At 71.1% G+C, this 19,879-nt stretch carries 17 protein-coding genes; 6 read left to right on the top strand and 11 right to left on the bottom strand.

Annotated features, from left to right (window positions below; translation table 11 throughout):
- Positions 1-7 precede the first annotated feature (7 nt).
- On the bottom strand, positions 8-688 hold the full coding sequence (locus tag ACQP10_RS31935; protein WP_433540254.1) for a hypothetical protein: 681 nt from the start codon (positions 686-688) through the stop codon (positions 8-10).
- A 371-nt stretch (positions 689-1,059) separates the two neighbouring features.
- On the opposite strand from ACQP10_RS31935, the gene ACQP10_RS31930 reads away from it, so the two are divergent.
- The 4 genes from ACQP10_RS31930 to ACQP10_RS31915 all read left to right on the top strand — a co-directional run bounded on the left by ACQP10_RS31930 (position 1,060) and on the right by ACQP10_RS31915 (position 6,985).
- Positions 1,060-1,791: a methyltransferase domain-containing protein gene (locus ACQP10_RS31930; RefSeq protein ID WP_346019149.1), complete on the top strand. Its 732-nt coding sequence runs from the start codon at positions 1,060-1,062 to the stop codon at positions 1,789-1,791.
- 220 nt (positions 1,792-2,011) lie between these two features.
- Entirely contained in the window at positions 2,012-2,890 is an 879-nt protein-coding gene (locus ACQP10_RS31925; RefSeq protein ID WP_433540253.1) for a hypothetical protein, read from the top strand.
- Positions 2,891-3,176: 286 nt separating this feature from the next.
- A complete protein-coding gene (locus tag ACQP10_RS31920; RefSeq protein WP_433540252.1) occupies positions 3,177-5,627 on the top strand; it encodes a M14 family zinc carboxypeptidase in 2,451 nt (816 codons plus the stop codon).
- 224 nt (positions 5,628-5,851) lie between these two features.
- A complete protein-coding gene (locus ACQP10_RS31915; RefSeq protein ID WP_433540251.1) occupies positions 5,852-6,985 on the top strand; it encodes a serine hydrolase domain-containing protein in 1,134 nt (377 codons plus the stop codon).
- 134 nt (positions 6,986-7,119) lie between these two features.
- Here the strand turns inward: ACQP10_RS31915 and ACQP10_RS31910 are convergent, their stop codons facing one another.
- From ACQP10_RS31910 to ACQP10_RS31890, 5 genes are read right to left on the bottom strand one after another with little or no spacing between them, the layout of a single operon-like run.
- Positions 7,120-8,247 carry a hypothetical protein gene (locus ACQP10_RS31910; RefSeq protein WP_399500258.1) on the bottom strand — a complete coding sequence of 376 codons (1,128 nt, stop codon included), beginning with the start codon at positions 8,245-8,247 and terminating at the stop codon, positions 7,120-7,122.
- 55 nt (positions 8,248-8,302) lie between these two features.
- Entirely contained in the window at positions 8,303-8,617 is a 315-nt protein-coding gene (locus ACQP10_RS31905; protein ID WP_346019153.1) for a YbaB/EbfC family nucleoid-associated protein, read from the bottom strand.
- A 3-nt stretch (positions 8,618-8,620) separates the two neighbouring features.
- Positions 8,621-9,019 (bottom strand): YbaB/EbfC family nucleoid-associated protein, encoded by a 399-nt coding sequence (locus ACQP10_RS31900; RefSeq protein WP_399500257.1) that lies wholly within the window; start codon positions 9,017-9,019, stop codon positions 8,621-8,623.
- Positions 9,016-9,870, bottom strand: coding sequence for a hypothetical protein (locus ACQP10_RS31895; protein WP_399500256.1), 855 nt, complete (start codon positions 9,868-9,870; stop codon positions 9,016-9,018). The genes ACQP10_RS31900 and ACQP10_RS31895 overlap by 4 nt, the downstream gene beginning before the upstream one ends.
- A gap of 11 nt (positions 9,871-9,881) precedes the next feature.
- Positions 9,882-10,130 carry a hypothetical protein gene (locus tag ACQP10_RS31890; protein ID WP_346019156.1) on the bottom strand — a complete coding sequence of 83 codons (249 nt, stop codon included), beginning with the start codon at positions 10,128-10,130 and terminating at the stop codon, positions 9,882-9,884.
- A gap of 85 nt (positions 10,131-10,215) precedes the next feature.
- Here ACQP10_RS31890 and ACQP10_RS31885 point away from each other — a divergent pair, with 85 nt between their 5' ends.
- Positions 10,216-10,455 carry a hypothetical protein gene (locus tag ACQP10_RS31885; RefSeq protein WP_386151401.1) on the top strand — a complete coding sequence of 80 codons (240 nt, stop codon included), beginning with the start codon at positions 10,216-10,218 and terminating at the stop codon, positions 10,453-10,455.
- Between the two features lie 195 nt (positions 10,456-10,650).
- On the opposite strand, the gene ACQP10_RS31880 is transcribed toward ACQP10_RS31885, so the two are convergent.
- Both ACQP10_RS31880 and ACQP10_RS31875 read right to left on the bottom strand, forming a co-directional pair.
- Entirely contained in the window at positions 10,651-12,189 is a 1,539-nt protein-coding gene (locus ACQP10_RS31880) for a hypothetical protein (protein ID WP_346019157.1), read from the bottom strand.
- 136 nt (positions 12,190-12,325) lie between these two features.
- Positions 12,326-13,264: a hypothetical protein gene (locus ACQP10_RS31875; protein WP_433540250.1), complete on the bottom strand. Its 939-nt coding sequence runs from the start codon at positions 13,262-13,264 to the stop codon at positions 12,326-12,328.
- Positions 13,265-13,632: 368 nt separating this feature from the next.
- On the opposite strand from ACQP10_RS31875, the gene ACQP10_RS31870 reads away from it, so the two are divergent.
- A complete protein-coding gene (locus ACQP10_RS31870; RefSeq protein ID WP_346019159.1) occupies positions 13,633-14,538 on the top strand; it encodes a MerR family transcriptional regulator in 906 nt (301 codons plus the stop codon).
- Positions 14,539-14,651: 113 nt separating this feature from the next.
- Here the strand turns inward: ACQP10_RS31870 and ACQP10_RS31865 are convergent, their stop codons facing one another.
- The 3 genes from ACQP10_RS31865 to ACQP10_RS31855 are packed head-to-tail and all read right to left on the bottom strand — an operon-like array spanning position 14,652 to position 19,841.
- On the bottom strand, positions 14,652-15,965 hold the full coding sequence (locus ACQP10_RS31865; RefSeq protein WP_179825023.1) for a maltokinase N-terminal cap-like domain-containing protein: 1,314 nt from the start codon (positions 15,963-15,965) through the stop codon (positions 14,652-14,654).
- Positions 15,966-15,969: 4 nt separating this feature from the next.
- Positions 15,970-17,673: a maltose alpha-D-glucosyltransferase gene (gene treS / locus ACQP10_RS31860; protein WP_179825021.1), complete on the bottom strand. Its 1,704-nt coding sequence runs from the start codon at positions 17,671-17,673 to the stop codon at positions 15,970-15,972.
- A 47-nt stretch (positions 17,674-17,720) separates the two neighbouring features.
- Entirely contained in the window at positions 17,721-19,841 is a 2,121-nt protein-coding gene (locus ACQP10_RS31855; RefSeq protein ID WP_433540249.1) for an alpha-1,4-glucan--maltose-1-phosphate maltosyltransferase, read from the bottom strand.
- Positions 19,842-19,879 lie beyond the last annotated feature (38 nt).

Here is a 19,879-nt window from a genome sequence, read left to right as displayed (position 1 = left end):
GGCACGATCACCATTCCAGGGTGTAGATCTTCTTGGCGGACAGGTCGACGACGATCCGGCTGGTGTCCAGCCAGGTGCCGTCGGGAAGCCGGACGAACAGCCGCACGCACCGATGCGTTCCGCACTGCGCGGCCCCGCCGGCCTCCTCCTGAGCCGGGGTGAAGATCAGCCCCCGCACCCCCAGGTCGGACGGCGACCGCAGCTCACGGCCGCCCGCCCGGGTGAAGGACCGCCGTACGGCCGGGCCGTACCGGGGGTCGGCCAGCAGCAGCCCGACGGCCCGTGACTCCTCGACCTTGGAGGGAGGCGGCTGCACGCCCTGCTTCACCGTCTCCTCCACGACCTTCTGCAGGCCGAGGTCCACCTTCCGCACGATGAGCCGGTCGGAGCCGTAGTCGTACAGGTAGGCGTCGGCCTGGCGTCGCTCCTCGGCGTCCTTGTCGTCGTCGCGTTCGACGTAGAGCAGATCGACCCGGCCGGCGGCCATGTGCGCCCGCGAGCCGGCTGACGCCACCGCGCTCGCCAGCGTGACCTCCTGGCTGGTCAGCGGGTCTCCGGGGGCGGGTGTCCGCACCGCCGTCCGCGCGGCCTGCGACCCCTGCTCGCCGGGCAGGAACAGCACCGCCGCCACCGCGGCGGACACCACCCCCGCGGCGGCGACCGCCACGGTGGTCCGTCGTCGTCCCATGAGTGCCTTCTTTGCAGATTGTTGACCTGTAACTGCGGAGGGTAACCGATTCGGCGCTTCCGGTCGGGCCGGACGGCGCATTGTCCTGTTGATCGCTATTGCTGGTTTCGCACGTTCGGCGGCTTTTGTCCCGGTGCTCTTTCGCCCCCGGTCTCTTTCGCCCACCGGTCTCTTCCGTATGGTCCGCCGCTTCCCGCCCGGCGACCATGACCGGACGCGTTACGTCTCCCGTCTCCCGCCCTGCCGAACACCGGAGGAACGGGCCGCGAAGGAAAACGGGCCACGAAGGAACGGGTCACGGGGGATCGGTGGCGGGCCCCGTGGGCGGATAACCGGTTGGCGGCGGACCGTGGCCGGTGAATACTGCCCGGGTGTTCTCCGACGCTGACGCCGCCGCCCTGTACGACCTGATGTATCCCTGGGACGTCGCCCGGTATCCCTCCGACGCCTTCCACCACGACCTCGTGATGGCCGCCGACGCCGTACTGGACGTCGGCTGCGGCACGGGCTCGATGCTGCACCACGCCCGGGAGCGCGGGCACTCCGGGCGGCTCGCCGGGATCGACCCGAACCGGGCCGCGCTGGAGCGGGCCCGCCGCCGGACCGACATCGAGTGGTACGAGGGCACCGCCGCCGACGTCTCCTGGGACCGGGAGTTCGACCTCGCGACGATGGCGAGCAACGCGTTCCAGTGCCTCGTGGGCGACGACGAGCTGCGCGCGTCACTGGCCGCGATCCGTACGGCGCTGCGCGACGGCGGCCGGTTCTCGTTCGAGACGCGTCATCCGCAGGCGCGGGCGTGGGAGGGCTGGAACCCCGGCGACCCCGACGACGTCGTGGACGCCTCCGGCCGGGCCCTGCGCGTGTGGCACGAGGTCGAGTCGGTCGTGGGCGACGTCGTGACGTTCACCGAGACGACCGCCGAGCCGGGCGGTGCCGTCCTGTACGTCGACCGGACCACCCTGCGCTTCCTGGACGTGCCCGCCCTGAACGCCTTCCTGGCCGAGGCCGGCTTCGCCGTCGAGGGGCAGTACGGCGACTGGTTCCGCGGTCCCGTCACCGACACCAGCCAAGTGATCGTCACCATCGCCCGCCGGACCTGAATCCGCCATGCGGTCACACGGTCGGCCCGGGAGCGACTCAAGCGTTCCGGAGTGATGGCGCGGGTCCGTTCGAAGCCGAGGGGCGTGAAGGGGCTTGGGCGGGATGTCACGTGATGGAAAGGTTAAACCTGTCGTGACCGTATTGTGATCTTCAATTGCGAAGATCAAACGCCGGTTTCCGCCGGACGGCGGCATGTGACGACAGGAAAGGGCGCTTTCGATGAAGGCCACTTCGAGGGGACGGCGGCTCGCCGTGCTGGCCGCCGCGCTGACGGCCCCGGTTGCCATCGGACTCGGTGGCGTCGCGAACGCCCAGGCCGCCACCGGATCCGCCGCAACCGCTCCCACCGTTTCCGCCGCTTCCACCGCCTCCGGTGCGGCCGACGCGCTCAAGCGTCAGCTCGGCGGCAGCCGCGGCGTGGAGTTCGCCGAGACCATCACCGACACGGTCGTCTCCGGGTCGCAGCGCGGCCGCAGGACCGTCTCGCGGACCGAGGGCGTCGCCCAGTTCGGCGACGGGAGGGTCGTCGCCACCGACTCGACGGACGGCACCACGCGGTGGATCTCCTTCGCCGACCGCGCCTACGGCACCGGGGCGCTCTTCCCGACCCTGCCCGCGGGCAAGGACTGGGTCGTCTCCGAGGACGCGGCCCGTCCCGACCTCACGTCCGGCAGCCTCGCGCTCGACGACCCGGCCGTGATCAAGGCTCTGCTCGCCACCGCCGCGTCCAAGCGCTCCGGCGGGACCCACGACGGCATCCGCACCACCCTCTACCAGGGGAAGATCACCTTCGCCGGGCTGCGCAAGGCGTTCCCCGGCCTGCGCCTCGCGTCCGGCGCGCCCCTCGACGCCGCGCGCCTGAAGGCCAAGCTCTCGTGGCGGCTCTGGCTCGGGCAGGACCAGCTCGTGCGCCGCGCGTGGAGCTCCTGGACCGAGCCCCGGTACAAGGGCGTCACCGGTGACGTCGTTCACATCAGCGACACCCGCCTGACCGACTGGGGCACCCAGGCCCGCATCGTGTCCCCTCCGGAGGAGAAGGTGACGACGCCCGGCGACGTCGCTCTCAACTACGCGATCAACGGCTCCACCGGCGACTGACCTCACCAGCCCCGTACGGCGCCGCACCGTCGCACGGCCCGGCCGCACCGTCACCCGCGGCCGTGGACGGTGACCTCCGCGCTCTCCCGTCAAGGCTCACGCGCGGCCGTGGGCGGTGACCTCCGGGCTCTGCCGCGAAGGCTCACGCGCGGCGGCGCGACCGCCGCGTGGGCAGATTTTTGTTCTTGACGAGAATCCACCTTCTGGTGAAGATTCTTGCCAATTGCACGCTTCATGCCGGGGTGACCCCCCACCCGGGGAAGCGTGCCAATTGGAGGAATCTCTGATGAGGAGCTCTCTCGGCGGCAGGAGAGCCGGTCGCGTCGCGGTCGCATTCGCCCTGCCCCTCGTCCTCGGCTTCACCGCGGTCCCCGTTCTCGCCGAACCGTCTCCCACGGCCGGCGAGGTCGCACCCGACCGGCGGTCCGGCACCGAGCAGAACGGCGTGGCGCTGCTGCGCGTCATCGTCCCCGACCAGGCCGGTGTGGACCGGCTCAACTCCATGGGCGTCGACCTCGCGGAGTACAAGAAGCCCCTCGACGACGGCATCGAGGTGCACGCCGTACTGAGCCCGCAGGAGGCCGAGGAGCTGCGCGGCCTCGGGTTCGACGTGCGTGGCGCCATCTCGGACCAGGCGGACTTCGCCGAGAACGCGGCCGAACGACGGGCGGCGATCACGTCCGCGGAGAAGGCGGCGGCGGCGGAGGCCGACACGCTGACCCCGCTACGCGCCGAGTGGTTCACCAGCCTCGACGACCAGCGCTTCCTCTCGGTGGAGGTGAAGTCGAGCGCCACCGACGCGCAGACGGTGCTCACCGTCACCTGGGACGGCGGCAAGGGCACGGCTCCCGACTCCGGCGGCACCGCGACGATGTCGCGTTTCACCGACGCCGGCCAGTACATGTACCACCGGTTCAACACCCCGCTGACCGTCACAGAGATCCCCACCAGGGTCACGGTCACGAGCAGCCGGGGCGGCTCGGTCACGGTCCCGGTGACCAAGTGGCTGGGCGAGAAGCGCAAGGCCCCCGGCAAGCACTACGTCGCGGACTTCGTCGACCACTACATGGACCCGACCGAGACGGCCGACCGGATCACCACGCTGGCCAGGGAGTTCCCGAAGGTCGCGGAGATCGTCGACCTGCCGTACAAGACGAACGGCTACCGCCGGGCGGCGCAGGCGCAGTTCGGCACCGCCGCGGCGAACACGTTCTACGTGTCGTCCAGGGCGTACGGGCACGAGGGCGGCAACGACGTCAGCGTGGCGCTGGTGAAGCCCGACACGGCGTCCAGCCCCGTCAGCGTGTCGGTCACCGGCAAGAACGTCGTGGTCAACCTGGCCACGGACGGGTCCGCCGCCGTCAGCAGCACCGCCCGCCAGGTCGTGGACGCGCTCAACGGCGACGCCGCGGCGTCGGCGCTGCTGACCGCCGCGACCTACCGGGGCGACGCCGGCGGCGGCGTGGTCGCCGCGGCGCCGGCGACCAGGCTGACCGACGACCTGAAGGCTCCGCCGAGCGTCTCGCGCGACCCGTTCCAGATGAAGGCGCTGCGCATCGGCAAGACCCGGGACGGGTCGAAGACCGGGGTGTTCCTCTACTGCCAGGAGCACGCCCGCGAATGGGTGACCCCGCTGGTCTGCGTGGAGACCGCCGAGCGGCTCCTGCGCAACTACGCCCGCGACGAGCGGACGAGGAAGCTGGTCGACGGCCTCGACATCTTCATCGTGCCGACGGTCAACCCCGACGGCGCGCACTACTCGATGTACGACTACAACTTCCAGCGCCGGAACATGACCAACCACTGCGCGGCCAACGCGGCCGACCCGGCGCGGCGCAACTCCTGGGGCGTGGACCTGAACCGCAACTTCTCGGTCGGTTCGGTGTTCGACGGGTACAGCGGCGCCTCGACGACCTGCACCAGCGACACCTTCGCGGGCCCGGCCGAACTGTCCGAGCCCGAGGCGAAGAACGAGGTCTGGCTCACCCAGCGGTACCCGAACATCAAGTTCGCGATGAACACGCACTCCTACGGCGGGTACTTCATGTGGCCTCCGGGCGCGTACAAGACCGCCGGACGCGAACTGCTGCCGCGGGTCGACTTCGGTACGGAGAACTTCTTCTGGAGCGCCTCCGACCACATCCTCTCCGCGGTCCAGTCCTGGCGCGGCACGGGGATCTGGCCGGGCCGTACCGGTCCGGTGCCGGACGTGCTGTACTCCGCGGCCGGCAACAGCGCCGACGAGCACTGGTTCAACCGGGGCATCATCGGCTGGGACTTCGAGGTCGGCGCGGACGTCTACGACCCGGCGACCAAGCGGTTCCAGGCGGTCGGCTTCCAGCCGGAGTTCGCCGAGGGGCACCAGGAGGCGATGGAGTTCGCCAGCGGCCAGATCGCCATCCTGGAGGTCGCCAAGGCCTTCGCCGACGACAGGGAGCGCCCCGGGTCGGACCTCAAGGTGACCGACCGGACCGGCACCTCGACCACGTTCACATTCGAGGTCGACGAGCCCGCCAACGTGTACTACACGCTGGACGGCAGCCGGCCGACCCTGAACTCGCCCAAGCTCGCCGCCGCGGGGATGCGTGAGGGAGCCCAGCGGATCACGGTCGAGAAGACCACCGAGGTGCGCTGGTTCGCCGTGGACATCGCCGGCAACGTCGAGAAGAACTACAAGCCGGAGGGCAACGGCAACAATTACCGCAAGGAGAAGGTGGAGGTCCGCGGGACCCGCTGACCCCCGCCGGCTTCCGAGAGCCTCGAACAGCCGCCGGTCCACCGACCGGCGGCTGTTCCCGTCCGCGGGGAGGACCCGGCCGGATCCGGGGGAGATCCCCGCCCGCGGGGCTCACCGGAGATCTACCATGAAAACCGGCCGTCATCTCTGCCGGAGCCGAGTGTTCCGAGCCCGATCCCGCCCGTCCCCGTACCCCGACTCGATCGTTTCCGCGGAGCCGTTCGATGCCCAAAGGACTCCTCGCCGCCTGCATCGCCGCGACCGCCGTGACGTTCGCCTTCCCGGCGACCACCGCGGCGGCTCCTCCGGCGTCCGTCCGGTACGCCCCCGCCGAGCCGGCCTCGTCCGACCTCGTGCGGCCGTCGGGGAACCCGGTCACGCTGCGGAGCGCGCCCCGGCCGCTCTCCGTGCGCTACACCTTCGGCGGGAAGACGCACACCCTCGACGACTTCCTCGCCCGCACGAGGACCAACGGCTTCGTCGTGCTCGACGACCAGAAGATCGTGTACGAGCGTTACGACGGCGCCGGCCGCGACACGCGCTTCCAGTCGTGGTCGGTCGGGAAGTCCTTCACCTCGACCGCGGTCGGCATCGCACTGGGGGAGGGACGCATCCACTCGATCGGCGACCCGGTGACCAGGTATCTGCCCGAGCTGAGGGGCTCGGGCTACGACGGCGTGTCCATCCGCGATCTCCTGCGGATGTCGTCGGGGATCGAGTGGGACGAGAGGACCGACGTGCTGAGGACGCACCTGGCGGCCCTGCGCGGCCGGTCGGTCGGGGAAATGGCGGCGCGCCGGGTGAACGGCTGGAAACCCGGCACCAGGTTCGAGTACACCAGCATGAACTCCTTCGTGCTCGCCTGGCTGGTGAGCCGGGCGACGGGCGTGCCGTACCACCGCTATGTCGAGAAGAGGATCTGGAAGCCCGCGGGTATGGCGTCCACGGCCCGTATCACCCATGACGGCGACGGGGAGGGCCTCGGTTACTGCTGCTACCACGCGACCGACCGCGACTTCGCCCGGTTCGGCCTGCTCTACATGAACAACGGCAGGGCGCACGGACGCCAGGTGGTGCCGGCCTCCTGGGTCAGGGAGTCGACCAGGCCCTCCGCCCCCTTCAACCCCGCCTACGGCCTGCACTGGTGGCTCGGAGAGGGCGGCGAGGGCGACTTCATGGCTGCGGGCCTCGGCGGGCAGTACATCTACGTCTCGCCCGGGAAGCGGGTCGTCATCGTCAAGTCGTCCGTCTCCGGCTCCCGGGGCGACGGGGACGGCGGGCTGTCCGGCCCGGCGGACCAGGGCGAGACCCTGACGGCGTTCCGCGCGGTCGCCGCCGAGGTGGCGAGGACCCGCTGACGCCGCGGCGGCGACCCGCCCCGTCCCGGTCGCACCGGCCGGGTCGCGTCCGGTGCGACCGGGACGGCATCGGCCGCGGCGACCGTGCCCGACCGTGCCGGGGGCGGGAAGCCGTCGCCCCCCGGAGGGCTCGTTCAGCCGCCGAACGCCGGGTAGCCCGGCAGCGGGGTCACCTTCCACGGGCCGGCCACCTCGCGCAGCAGCAGGCGCATCGTCTCGGCGAACGCCGGGAACTCCGTCAGCGCGCTCGCCATCTCCCAGCGGTGCCGGAGCACCTGCCGCATCGTCGACACCGGCCGCCGCGTCCGGTGCATGAACCTGTCCTCCTCCATCACCCGGGACAGCAGGAGCACCGTCATGTGCGTCGTCCAGGCGGCGACGGCCCGGCGGACCCCGGCGTGCCACACCGCGTCGTCGGCCAGCGCCGGGTAGATCGTGACGACCTCCGCCCGGTACACCTCCTCGATCTTCTCGGCCATGCCGTCCGGCAGGGTGAAGACGCACCAGCAGGAGGAGAAGGGCATCCGGCAGTACGCGGCGGTCAGGAAGACCGACTCGTAGGCCGCCGACTCGAAGTCGATCAGCCGCAGGCCGTCCGGGGTGAGCAGGTTGTTGTCGGGGCAGGTGTCGCCCGGGGTGAAGGCGGGGTACTCGTCGTGGTCCACCGTCGAGACCAGTGCCATGTCCTCCGCCAGCCCCGGCGGCGCGGCGACGCCGATCTCGTCGAGCAGCCCCGACAGCCCGGGGGCGAGTCCCGAGATCCACGACTCGTCCTCCGCCGGGAGCGTGCCGTGCCGGGCCTGGCCCGCCGGGAGCTCGCCATCCCGGATCGGGTCCGCCGGGTGCCGGCCGTACCGGGCCCGCAGCTCCGCGAAGTCGGCCCGCCGGGGCATCGACGCGGCGGCCAGCCGGCCGAGCCCGCCCGCCCAGGCCAGCAGCCCGTCCACGGCGGCCTCCGGGTCGTCCCCGAGGAGCACGTCGGCCAGGGTCGGCGCGGTCCCGAGGTCGGTCATCACCAGCAGCGGGACGGCGGGGTCCACACCCAGCAGCCCGGGGCCGGCCAGGCCCAGCGAGAGCGCGGCGGCCTCCGCGGTGAAGCCGCGCAGCGCGTCGGGCTCGGCGGCGTACGCCTTGACGACCACGCTGTCTCCGTCGGCGGTACGGCAGCGCAGCACGGTGCTGCGGGGATTGCCGCCCAGATCGACCGGCTCGGACAGCTCGACACCCGCCGCCTCGCTCGCCGCGCGCAGGATCGCTTCCATGGGGGGATCTCCTCAGGGTCTCCGGGCGAGGCCCGGCCGGTGTCTTCGGGGGCGGCTACGCGCCCGTTCTCCAAGCGGTCCCCAGGTCCGCGAACAGTGCGTCCCTGGAGGACGCCGCGGCCTCCTCGGCCGTCGTGACCGCCGCGAGGATGGCGTCGGCCAGGCCCGTCGCGTCCAGTCGCCTCCTGCTCCGCGGGGAGATCTCCAACCGCGTGATGACACCGAGCGCGTCGGTGACGGCCACGATCCCGCCCTCGTCGGCCCGGCCGACGAACTCGGCGGCGCTCCACTCCTCCGCCTCCGCCTCCGCCCGCTCGGCGGCGGCGATCAACGCCTCCAGCCGAGCCCGCGCCTCCTCCAGGTCATCCATCGCTCACCCTCCCCGCAGCACGTCGCGAATGTGGCCGTCGAGCGGGTCGGCGGCGCCTTCCGCGTCCGCGACGCCCGGCGCCTGGCCCGTCACGTCCTGGACGGTCTGCGCCAGTCGCTCCTCCATCGCCAGGTGGGCCGCGTCGATCGCCTCCAGGACGGCCCGGGCGAGCTGGTCACCGTCCAGGTCGCGCAGACGGCGCGGATCGATGGACAATCCGCGCAGGCGCCCGGTGCCGGACACCTCGGCGCGGACGACCTCGGACGGGTCGGTGCCCGCCAGCCGCTCCTCCTCCAGTTCGCCCAGCGCCCCGGCCATGGCACGGGCCCAGCCGTCCGCCTCCCGCAGCAACCCGCCGGCATCGTTCCGCCGGCCTTCGGCGAACGCCCTGATGTTGCTCATTTGGCGACCCAGTAGTCGCCCAGCCGGGCGGGATCCTCGATCTTGGAGGTGAGGTGGAGGTCACGGGCCCCCAGTGCCGGGTCGCCGGACTTGTAGAAGGCGCCCTTCAGGTCGTTGAGCTTGAGCTCCAGCTTGTTGAGGTCGCTCTCGTAGGAGTTGTACACGTCGGCGAACTGCTTGACCAGGTTTCCGGCCGCGCTCATGAACAGGCCGACCTGCGTCATCAGGGCGACCCTCCCGACCGGGTGGGCGCTCATGGTGGCGACGGTGCGGAGCATGGGGGCGGAGGTGGCGTAGAGGCCGAACACCGACAGGTCGTACTCCAGCACCTCCTTGTATTGGCCGTGCATGACACCGCTCATCTCATCGGAGATCTTGCCGAGCTGGCCGTACAGGCCGTTGACGTTGAAGCGGATGTACTGCTGGAGCGTTTCCACCGCCCGGCCCGACCAGTTGGGGGCGATGTCGTCGAAGAAGGAACGCCACAGATTGGTCCGGTGGCCCTCCAGCAGCCCGGACATGTCCTTCCACTGCTCGCGCCGATCGTAGAACAGGAACGGGTTGCCCAGGTTGAGGGTGGCCACCACGTCTATGGCGAGCGCGGCGAGGCCGAGCCCCGAAATCGCCATCGCGCTCCTGGTGGTCTGGCGCAGCGGATTCAGCTCCGCGATCAACCGCCGGTAGAAGCCGGGGTCGGTGCGCGGCTGGGGAACCGCCGTGGGGCTGGGAGAGACCGTGACGGTTCGCTGCACGGTGCCGTTGGCGTTGGTGATGTGCAGCTGCCGGTCGGTCGTGGGGGCGTTCGCGCCCGGCATGACCAACTTCGGCGGCTCGCCGGATGGGGTCGACATCGCGGGTTTCCTTACGTGACGGTGCTGGCCTGCTCGGCGACCACGTAGTTGTCGGCGGTTCTGAAGAGCCTGCCGTTGTCTTTGTGCAGTACGTCGGAGAGGATGCCCGCGCTGTCCCGCCAGGTGTCGGCCACGGCGTTCAAGCGGTCGACGAACAGCAGCCCGACCACGGGCACACCGGCGACGGGGGCCAGATGCCAGCCCTCGAAGCGGGGAGTCCACTGCCTGACGGCGTCCACGCCGGTGGCCGAGTCACTCATGACGCCGGCGAACCTCCGTATGTGTCCCGCGGAGGCCTCATAACCCTCCCGGGGGCCGTCAGAGTCCTTCGACGGTGGCACGGGCTTGGCCGATGAGCCCTGCCTCAGCCCCTCCGGGAGGCAGGAGGGCGGCGGACACGCGGGAACGTGCGGGCACGGGCTCACCAGCGACGGCGAGGAACCGGACACCTTGGGCGTTGCCGGGGATGCCGACGGTCGTGTCGCCGGTGGCCGCGCCGTCACGGTCGGGTCCGGAGAGACGGTCGGCGAAGCGCTCGCGGGCGGCGGACTGACCGTGGAGAACGGTTCATCGGTCGGCATGTGATCTTTTTACCATCGCCGCGCCACGCGGCCGCCGTTCGGGCCCGTCGCCGCAGGTGAGCCACGAATGTTCAGCCGGACTTCACGCCCGCGTCATACGCGGGGCCGCGAGAAGGGCGGCTCCCGGCGCCGCGAGGGCGTCCGGGAGCCGCCGGTGAACGGTGAACGACGGGTGGTGAACCGCTACGGCGGCCGGATGTCAGCCGTCGTAGCGGTCCTCGAAGGCGGTGAAGGCGGCCTCCTGCCGCCACTCGGCCGCGGCCTTGGGGCTCTTCTCCAGTACGGCCATGCAGGACGGAGCCGGGTCCCCGCCGAGCGGGGAGCCCGCGCACTCCGGCACCGGGGTGTGGTCGTCCGGCGCCCGCCAGAGGCTGCCGCCCTGCAGGAAGCTGTGGTCGAGGGCGGTGCGGGCCAGGGTCTTCAGGTCGGCGTAGCGCAGGCCGTACTGGGTGATCGCCCGGAGGTACTCGCCGGCCAGGTCGGTGTGCTCGATGCCGGCGTCGTCGGTGACGAGGGCGACGGGCACGCCCGCCCGGCGGTACTCCATGAACGGATGGCCGTCCCCGCAGACCTGGAGGATCTGGCAGTTGCTGGTGAGGGCGATCTCGACGAGGACGTGCTCGCGGGCCATGTCGGCCATGAGCCCGGCCGGGTCGTCCTCGCCGCGGATGCCGGCGCCGTGCCCGACGCGTTCGGCGTGGCCGGTCTTCACGGCCTCGCGGACGTGGAACTTCAGGTCCGCGTCCGGTGCCAGGCCGGGGGTCAGCTCGCCGGCGTGCAGGCTGATGTGCGCCTCCGGGTAGAGGCCGCGCAGGTGGTCGAGCATGCGCATGTGCAGCCGGTAGTCGCGCAGCGCGACCGGGTCGTCCTCGGGGGCGACGAGGTTGACGCCGACGTAGCGCTCGTCGGCCTTGGCCAGCTCGAAGCCCAGCAGCATCTGGGCGAAGACCACCTCGGGCGGGGCGGTGCGGGTGACCTGGAGGAGGAAGCGCAGCGGCAGCGTGCAGCCGGGGTCGGCGTCTTCGCCGTCGCAGCGCAACTCCTTGCGCATCTGGGCGATGTCGGTGTCGGCGTCGGCGCGGGCGGCCTTGACGATGCCCGCCATCGCGCCGTCGGCGAGCAGCCGGTCGCGCAGTCCCGCCAGGTCGGAGGCGTCGCCGCCGACCTTCTTGACGAGCTCCTGGACGGCCCCCGACTGGCGGGACAGCATGACCTCCAGCGTGAACTCCCGCTGGGCGGCGGCCCGGGAGGCGAGGATCGCCAGCATCTCCCCCTTGTGGGAGGTCGCCGCCCCGAACCTGCCGAACGCCGAGAAGAAGTGGTCGTGGCCCGACTCCTTGCCGGGGGTGAAGCCCCGCATGGACCAGGCCCGCACGATGTCGTCGGCGAGGCGCGGGTCGGTGGCCGCGTCGCGCACCGGTCGCCGCCCGTCGCCGCACGGCGGCGCCGACGCGGCGAGGGAGGCGGTGTCGAAGCACAGGCCGTCGCGCATGGCGGAGCTGAGCAGATACCCGGTGGGCACGGCGCCGGACAGGTGGGTGTGCAGGTCGGCGCCCTTGGGCAGGTCGGCGACGAACTCCCCGAGCCGGCCGGGCTCGTGGCGGACGCTGTCGAGGTACGCCTCGACCCGCGCGATCGTGTCCTGTCCGTCGTCGGCGGCCTGCACGCCCGTCCACGCCGGTGCTCCGGCGACCGCGACCGCCACTCCGATCGCGGCAAGACCCTTGGTCAATATCATGGCGGCCAGCCAATCATGATCTTCGCGATCGGTTGCGTAATGTGACGGCCATGTTTCCCCATGTGAGCGGGGGGTCGGTACGGCGCGCCCGCCGGATGCCGCGGGCGCGCCGAAGGAGTGACGGGCCGGGACGGGATCAGCAGCGGACGAGGAGGCCGGTGATGGCGGTGCAGGTGGCCGACGCCGTGTCGTCGGACGGCTGGGGGTCGGCGGGGGCGCTGTCGAGGCGGGAGGCGGTGACGGTGAGGCGGCCGCTGATGACGAGGAGCCGGGTGTAGAGGCCCAGGGACCTGGTCACCGAGCCGCCCGCGGGGATGACGCCGAGGTCGCAGGTGACGGTGCGCGCCGCGCCGTCCACGGCGCAGCCCGGGGCGCTCGGCCCGGTGAACGCCGAGGGATAGGTGAGGCGCAGCCGCGCCGAGGTCGTGGCGGCGGGTCCCCGGTTGGTGACGGTCGCGGTGAAGGTGGCGTGGGAGACGCCCAGACCCTTGGGGGAGGCGTCCAGCGAGACGGCGAGGTTCGTGGCGGAGACGGCGTCGATCGTCAGGTCGCCGAGGTCGGTGGCGACGGGCCCGTCCGCGAAGGTCTCGACGAGAGCGGCGCTCAGGGGCGCCCGGCCGGACGCCGTGCCCTTGAACGGGACGTAGACCACGGTGCGGTTCGCGGCGCCGGGCGCGAGGTCGCGCAGGGTGACGGTGATCGTGCGGTTCGCGGCATCGCCGACGACCGTGTCCGTGTGGTGTTCGGGGTCGGGCGACCACCAGGAGAACCTGTCCGCGCTGAGGCTGCCGTCGGCCTCGGGGGCGAAGGTGACGGTCACCGTGGCCGAGGCGACCGGGCGGCCGGAGGTGTTGGCGTAGTTGACGTCCAGCAGGGCCTCGGCACCGGCGTCGACCGTCTTCGGGGCGGTGAGCGTGATGTGTCCCGGCTCCCCGATGGTGGTCGTGGCGGAGACGGCGGCCGCCGCGGTCCGCGGGCCGGTCAGGACGCCGGCGGCCAGCAGGGCCAGCAGGACGCCTGCCACCAGGGGTGTTCGGCGGGTACGGCCCGGCGCGGTGCCTGTCTGGGGGGACATGTCTCCTCCTTCGTGCCGCCTGCGCGGCGAAGAACGACTCGGTGGCCACCGCGCGGGCGGCCCGCTGCTCCCGGGTACGGCGGAAGCCGGGCAGGAGAGCGGAAGCGCTCCGTATGCGATGACATCCAGAGTGTGACGAATGTTCGTGAAAGAGGAAGCCGTTTTTGGATATCAGTCGAGATAGCGATGATTTTTCGCTTATGTACTTTGTCGGTCCGCGGGCGGCGCCTGTGCGCTCCGGCGCCGTACGGCCGGCGCCGTGGACGACAATCGTCCGCCGGGGGCGGCGATCAGGCGGGCCCCCGATGGAGGAATATCCGATGAAAACCCTTTGAGTCTCCAGTGGGTGGAAGGTTCAGGCTGATTCCGTGGACGACCACGAGGAGCTGTTCACCATCGGGCAGCTCGCCCGCCGTACCGGCCTGCCGGTGCGCACCATCCGGTTCTGGTCCGACATCGACGTCGTGCCGCCGACCGGCCGCTCGGCCGGGGGATACCGGCTCTACGACGTCGAGGCGATGGCCCGGCTGGACCTGGTGCGGACGCTCCGCGAGCTGGGGCTGGACCTGGAGAGGGTCCGGTCGGTGCTGGCCCGGCAGGGCGGCGTGGCCGACGTCGCCAGGGAGCACGCGGAGGCGCTGGACGCGGAGATCCGCATCCTGCGCGTGCGGCGCGCTGTGCTGCGGTCGGTCGCACGCAGAGGAAGCACGATCGAGGAGATGAGACTCATGCATGACATGGCACGCCTGTCAGCCGGGGAACGGCAGCGGGTCATCGACGAATTCGTCGACCGCGCCTTCGACGGCATCCCCGCCGACGCGCCGGGGGCGGGCATCGCGCAGGGGATGCGGCGGTTGCCGGCGGAGCTGCCGGACGATCCGACCGACGAGCAGGTGGACGCCTGGGTGGAGCTCGCCGAACTCGTCGGTGACGAGTCGTTCCAGCGCCGCGTCCGCGAGATGGCCACGGCGGGTGCGGCGGCCGACCAGCCCCCGCCCTACGACTTCGCGCTGGTGACGGAGCACGCGGGCGCCGCGGTGGAGGTGGGGGTGGACCCCGCCTCGGCCGAGGGCCGGGCCGTGCTGGAGCGGATCGTCGGCGCGGACGTGCCCGCGGCGGAGCGGGTCCGGATGGCCGAGACGGTGGAGCTGTTCAGCGACCGGCGGGTGGAGCGGTACTGGGAGCTGATGGGCGTCCTCAACGATCGTCCGCCGTTCCCGCCCAAGGTCGCGGCGTTCGAGTGGTTCGCCGCGGCGCTCCGCGCCCACGCCTGACCGGAGCGGGCGTTCACGCCCGTCGCGCGTACGGCCGGCCGGAGCGGGCGCCCATGCCCGTCGCGCGCACGGCCGGCCGGAGCGGACCGCCGTACCGGGCCGAGGCGGTTCCGCTACCGTTCGGCCTGGAAGGCGGCCATGGGGATGGGCAGCCAGGTGGGGCGGTTGCGCGCCTCGTAGCCGACCTCGTAGACCGCCTTCATCATCTCCAGCGCCCGCAGCAGGACCGCGTCCTGGGCCTGGAGGCGCCCGCCGCCCGCGGAGTACCCGGCGAGGAACGACGAGCGGTTCAGCTCGGCCCACTCCACGGCCCGCGGGTAGAGCTCCTCCGCCCGCGGGTGCCCGGCCAGCAGGTGGCGGGCGGCGTAGTCGAACGAGCGCAGCATGCCCGCCACGTCCCGCAGCGGCGAGGACAGGGCCCGGCGCTCCTCCAGGGGCTGGCCGGGCTCGCCCTCGAAGTCGAGGACGATCCAGTCGGTCGGGGTGCGCATCACCTGGCCCAGGTGGTAGTCGCCGTGGACCCGCTGGACCGGGATCTCGTAGGCGGTGTCGGCGACCCGCTGGTAGGCCTCCTGGACCACGTGGGCGTGGCGGCCCAGCTCGGGCACCTCCTCGACCATCTGGATCAGGCGGCGGCGCTGGTCCTCGATGAGCTGCTTGACCTCGTGGGCCTCCATCACCGAGGTCGGGAAGGTCGCGGCCAATTCGCTGTGGATCTCGGCGGTGGCCACGCCGAGGCGGTAGGACTCGGAGCTGAAGTCGCCGCCCGCCTCCGAGGCCGAGGGGGTGAGGCTGGCGTAGAGGTCGCGGACGCTGGCCAGCGCCAGGGCCCAGCCGTCGTTGGCGGTCGACAGGAACTCCTGCGTGATCGCCAGCGTGGTCGGCACGCCGTCCAGGTCGGTCTCGATCCAGCCGTACGGCCGCGCGATGTGCTGGGCGTCGCGGGCGGCCAGGGCGCGGACGATCTCCAGCTCGGGGTTGACGCCGGGGATCAGCCGGCGGAACAGCTTGCAGATGTAGGTCTCGCCGTACACCAGGGAGGTGTTGGACTGCTCGGCGCCCAGCACCAGGCTGCGCAGCGAGGTGTCGATGTCGGCGCCCGGCATGTGGCGCATGCGCAGCGGGCCGGTGTCGCGGTCCTCGGCCATCCCGTCCAGCAGGACGCAGGTGAGGTCGGCGTCGTGGGCGGCGTCGTAGTAACCCTCGCCGATCCGGACGTGGCTGAACCGGCCGGAGGTGTCGCCGCCGGTGCCGAGCAGGAGCTGGTAGCGGTCGAGGTCGTCGCCCTGGCGGACGCGGAGGATGAGGTGACGGAGGCGGGGGACGAGCTCGACGTCGGACTCGATGTCGAGCTCGTCTATCGGCCGCCCCTTACCGGCGAACCATCGCTGATGCGCTATCCATCCGGCAAGGAGCTCCGTCAACACGGCCTTACGCCTCCTGGGGTGCGGGCGGCAGGGTGAACCAGTAGAACCCATGCCCAGGAAGCGTCAAAAGATACGGAAGTTCGCCGATCGGAGGGAAAGGAACTCCGCCCATCGTCTCCACGGGCACCGACCCCTCGAACCGGCGCAGGTCGAGCTCCACCGGCTGCGGGAACCGCGAGAGGTTGTTGACGCACAGCATCCGGTCGTCGCCCAGCTCCCGCACGTAGGCCAGGACGCTGGGGTTGGAGGAGTTCAGCTCGGTGTAGTCGCCGAGACCGAACACCGGGTGCCGCTTGCGGATGTCGATCATGCGTTTGGTCCAGTGCAGCAGCGAACCGGCGCTCTTCTGCTGCGCCTCGACGTTGATCGCCTGGAAGCCGTAGATCGGGTCCATGATGACCGGGAGGTACAGCCGGCCCGGGTCGCAGTTGGAGAACCCGGCGTTGCGGTCGGGGCTCCACTGCATCGGGGTGCGGACGCCGTCGCGGTCGCCGAGCCAGATGTTGTCGCCCATGCCGATCTCGTCGCCGTAGTACAGGACGGGAGAGCCGGGCAGCGACAGCAGCAGCGCGGTGAACAGCTCGATCTGGTTGCGGTCGTTCTCCAGCAGCGGCGCCAGGCGCCGCCGGATGCCGACGTTGGCCCGCATCCGGGGGTCCTTGGCGTACTCGGAGTACATGTAGTCGCGCTCGTCGTCGGCGACCATCTCCAGCGTCAGCTCGTCGTGGTTGCGCAGGAAGATGCCCCACTGGCAGTGCTCGGGGATCTTCGGCGTCTGGGCCATGATCTCCGAGATGGGGTAGCGCGACTCCCGCCGCACGGCCATGAAGATGCGCGGCATCAGCGGGAAATGGAACGCCATGTGGCACTCGTCGCCGCCGGTGGCCGGGTCGCCGAAGTACTCCACCACGTCGGCCGGCCACTGGTTGGCCTCGGCCAGCAGCACCCGGTCGGGGTAGAGGCGGTCCACCTCGGCGCGGATCCGCTTGAGGTAGGCGTGCGTCCTCGGCAGGTTCTCGCAGTTGGTGCCCTCCTGCTCGAACAGGTAGGGGATCGCGTCCATCCGGAACCCGTCGATGCCGAGGTCCAGCCAGAACCGCAGCACCTCCAGCATGGCCTCCTGGACGTCGGGGTTCTCGTAGTTCAGGTCGGGCTGGTGGGAGAAGAAGCGGTGCCAGTAGTACTGGCCGCGCACCGGGTCGTAGGTCCAGTTGGACGCCTCGGTGTCGATGAAGATGATCCGGGCGTCCTGGTAGCGCTCGTCGGTGTCGCTCCAGACGTAGAAGTCGCCGAACGGGCCGTTGGGGTCGTGGCGGGACGCCTGGAACCACGGGTGCTGGTCGCTGGTGTGGTTCATCACCAGGTCGGCGATGACCCGCATGCCGCGCTTGTGGGCCTCGTCCACCAGCTTCACGAAGTCACCGAGGTCGCCGAACTCCGGCAGGATCTTCATGAAGTCCGCGATGTCGTATCCGCCGTCGCGCAGCGGCGACTCGTACAGCGGCAGCAGCCACAGGCAGTCGACGCCGAGCCACTGGAGGTAGTCCAGTTTCTCGATCAGGCCGCGGATGTCTCCGGTGCCGTCGCCGTTGGAGTCGGCGAAGCCCCGGATGAGCACCTCGTAGAAGACCGCGCGTTTGAACCAGTACGGGTCTCGAGGCTTCTCCTCGTCGAAGGTGTTCGGGATCGGCTCGGATGGCTGACTCACCAGTGGACTCCCCGCTTCTTCAACCGGTACCGCGTGCTCCGGCCTGCTCACCGCTGGTTCGCCGGGGCGCGCAGAGTGAAGATGTGTGCTGGTCGGACATGAGGGTCGAGACGCACGTAGTTGTTCTGCCGCCAGTGGTACGACTCGCCCGACAGTTCGTCGTCGACGACGAGTTCGTCGTTCCAGCCGAGACCGAGGGCCGGCATGTCCAGCGACACCGTGGCCTCATGGGTGTGGTACGGGTCGAGATTCACAACCGTCAGCACCACGTCGCCCAGGCCGTGCCGTCGTGTGGCCGTGTCGTAGGCACCGGGCAGTCGCTTGGAGAAGCAGACCAGGTCCGGATGGTCGACGCTGTGGAACCGTAGGTTACGCAGTTCCTGGAGCGCCGGGTGAGCTCTTCGCAACAAATTGAGTTGCGTGATCAGTGGGGCGAGGCTACGGCCCTCGCGCTCAGCCTCGGCCCAGTCGCGAGGTCTGTACTGATATTTCTCGCTATCGAGGTATTCCTCACTGCCTGGACGAACCGGGACGTTCTCCGCAAGCTCGTAACCGGAGTAGACGCCCCAGGTCGGCATCGACATCGCCGCGAGGATCGCTCTGATGCGGAATGCCGGGACACCCCCGTGCTGAAGGTATTCGTGAAGGATGTCCGGAGTGTTGACGAAGATGTTGGGCCGCATGTAGTGCGACGTCTCGTGGGACAGCTCGGTGAGGTAGCTCTCGACCTCCTCCCGCGAGTTGCGCCACGTGAAGTAGGTGTAGGACTGCTGGAAGCCCACCTTGCCCAGTGCGCGCATCATCGCCGGCCGGGTGAACGCCTCGGCCAGGAACAGCACGTCCGGGTCGGTGGAGTTGACGTCGGCGATCAGCCGCTCCCAGAACGACACCGGCTTGGTGTGCGGGTTGTCCACCCGGAAGATCCGTACCCCGTGGTCCATCCACAGCCGCACCACCCGCTTCACCTCGGCGTAGATCCCCTCGGGGTCGTTGTCGAAGTTCAGCGGGTAGATGTCCTGGTACTTCTTCGGCGGGTTCTCGGCGTAGGCGATGGTGCCGTCGGCGCGGACGTTGAACCACTCCGGGTGCTCCCTGACCCACGGGTGGTCCGGCGAGCACTGCAGGGCCAGGTCGAGCGCGACCTCCATGCCCAGCTCGCGGGCCTTGGCCACGAACTCGTCGAAGTCCTCGAACGTGCCGAGGTCGGGGTGGATCGCGTCGTGGCCGCCCTCCTCCGAGCCGATCGCCCACGGCGAGCCCGGGTCGTACGGCTCCGGCGTCAGCGTGTTGTTGCGGCCCTTGCGGAAGCTGTGCCCGATCGGATGGATCGGCGGCAGGTAGACGACGTCGAAGCCCATCTTGGCGACGGCCGGCAGCCGCAGGGCCGCCGTCTTGAACGTCCCGGACTTGGGCGCGACGCCCTCCTGGACGATCGCGCCCTCCGACCGCGGGAAGAACTCGTACCACGACCCGAACAGCGCCCGGCGCCGCTCGACCCTGACCACCCGCTTGCCGGTCCGGGTCACCAGGTCGCGCAGCGGGTGCGCGCGCAGCAGCGCGGCCGTCTCCGCCGACTGGGCCGCCGCGAACCGGGCCCGCGGGTCCACCGCCTGGTCGCGCAGCCGGGCGGCGACCTCCAGCAGCGCGGCGCGGTGCCCGCAGGCCGCCGCACCGGAGGAGGGCCGTCCCGCCGTACGGCCGGCGGTCTTCGCGTTCCGGGCGCCCTTCGCGCCCTTCGCCGCGGAGGGGGCGGGGACGGAGGGGCAGTCGGCGGACCGTACGGCACGGGCGGCGCGCTCGAAGAGCCGGGCGCCCTCCTCGCACATCAGCTCGGTGTCCATGTCGCGCGGGATCTTGATGCCCGCGTCGTGCAACCAGGTCGCGATCGGGTCGCTCCACGCCTCGACGCGGAAGTGCCACTCGCCCTCGTCGGGCAGGGTCACCTCCACCCCCCACCGGTCGGTGCCCGGGGCCGGCTCGGCCATGGGCAGCAACCGGCCGCGGGTGCCGTCGGGAGCGGTGAGCACCACGCCGGCCGCCACCGCGTCGTGTCCCTCGCGGAACACGGTGGCGGAGATCTCGAAGGTCTCGCCCGCGGCGGCCTTGGCGGGGTAACGCCCGCACTCGACCGTCGGGTGCACGTCAAGGATGGGAATTCGTCCGATCATCGCGTCTCAAGGTAGCGACGGCACACCGGTACCGCCGG

Origin of the sequence: Streptosporangium sandarakinum, from assembly GCF_050942225.1 — a bacterium.
Classification (GTDB): Bacteria; Actinomycetota; Actinomycetes; order Streptosporangiales; family Streptosporangiaceae; genus Streptosporangium; species Streptosporangium nondiastaticum.
The sequence above is the reverse complement of the archived record's forward strand: the minus strand, read 5'-3'. Positions and strand labels throughout refer to the sequence as shown.

Coding starts and splice junctions, on each gene's coding strand:
- ACQP10_RS31910 (WP_399500258.1), bottom strand. CDS start 8,247: ATGGAAGCGATCCTGCGCGCGGCGAGCGAGGCGGCGGGTGTCGAGCTG.
- ACQP10_RS31905 (WP_346019153.1), bottom strand. CDS start 8,617: ATGGATGACCTGGAGGAGGCGCGGGCTCGGCTGGAGGCGTTGATCGCC.
- ACQP10_RS31925 (WP_433540253.1), top strand. CDS start 2,012: ATGAAGGCCACTTCGAGGGGACGGCGGCTCGCCGTGCTGGCCGCCGCG.
- ACQP10_RS31890 (WP_346019156.1), bottom strand. CDS start 10,130: ATGAGTGACTCGGCCACCGGCGTGGACGCCGTCAGGCAGTGGACTCCC.
- ACQP10_RS31935 (WP_433540254.1), bottom strand. CDS start 688: ATGGGACGACGACGGACCACCGTGGCGGTCGCCGCCGCGGGGGTGGTG.
- ACQP10_RS31880 (WP_346019157.1), bottom strand. CDS start 12,189: ATGATATTGACCAAGGGTCTTGCCGCGATCGGAGTGGCGGTCGCGGTC.
- ACQP10_RS31895 (WP_399500256.1), bottom strand. CDS start 9,870: ATGTCGACCCCATCCGGCGAGCCGCCGAAGTTGGTCATGCCGGGCGCG.
- ACQP10_RS31855 (WP_433540249.1), bottom strand. CDS start 19,841: ATGATCGGACGAATTCCCATCCTTGACGTGCACCCGACGGTCGAGTGC.
- ACQP10_RS31900 (WP_399500257.1), bottom strand. CDS start 9,019: ATGAGCAACATCAGGGCGTTCGCCGAAGGCCGGCGGAACGATGCCGGC.
- ACQP10_RS31915 (WP_433540251.1), top strand. CDS start 5,852: ATGCCCAAAGGACTCCTCGCCGCCTGCATCGCCGCGACCGCCGTGACG.
- ACQP10_RS31875 (WP_433540250.1), bottom strand. CDS start 13,264: ATGTCCCCCCAGACAGGCACCGCGCCGGGCCGTACCCGCCGAACACCC.
- ACQP10_RS31920 (WP_433540252.1), top strand. CDS start 3,177: ATGAGGAGCTCTCTCGGCGGCAGGAGAGCCGGTCGCGTCGCGGTCGCA.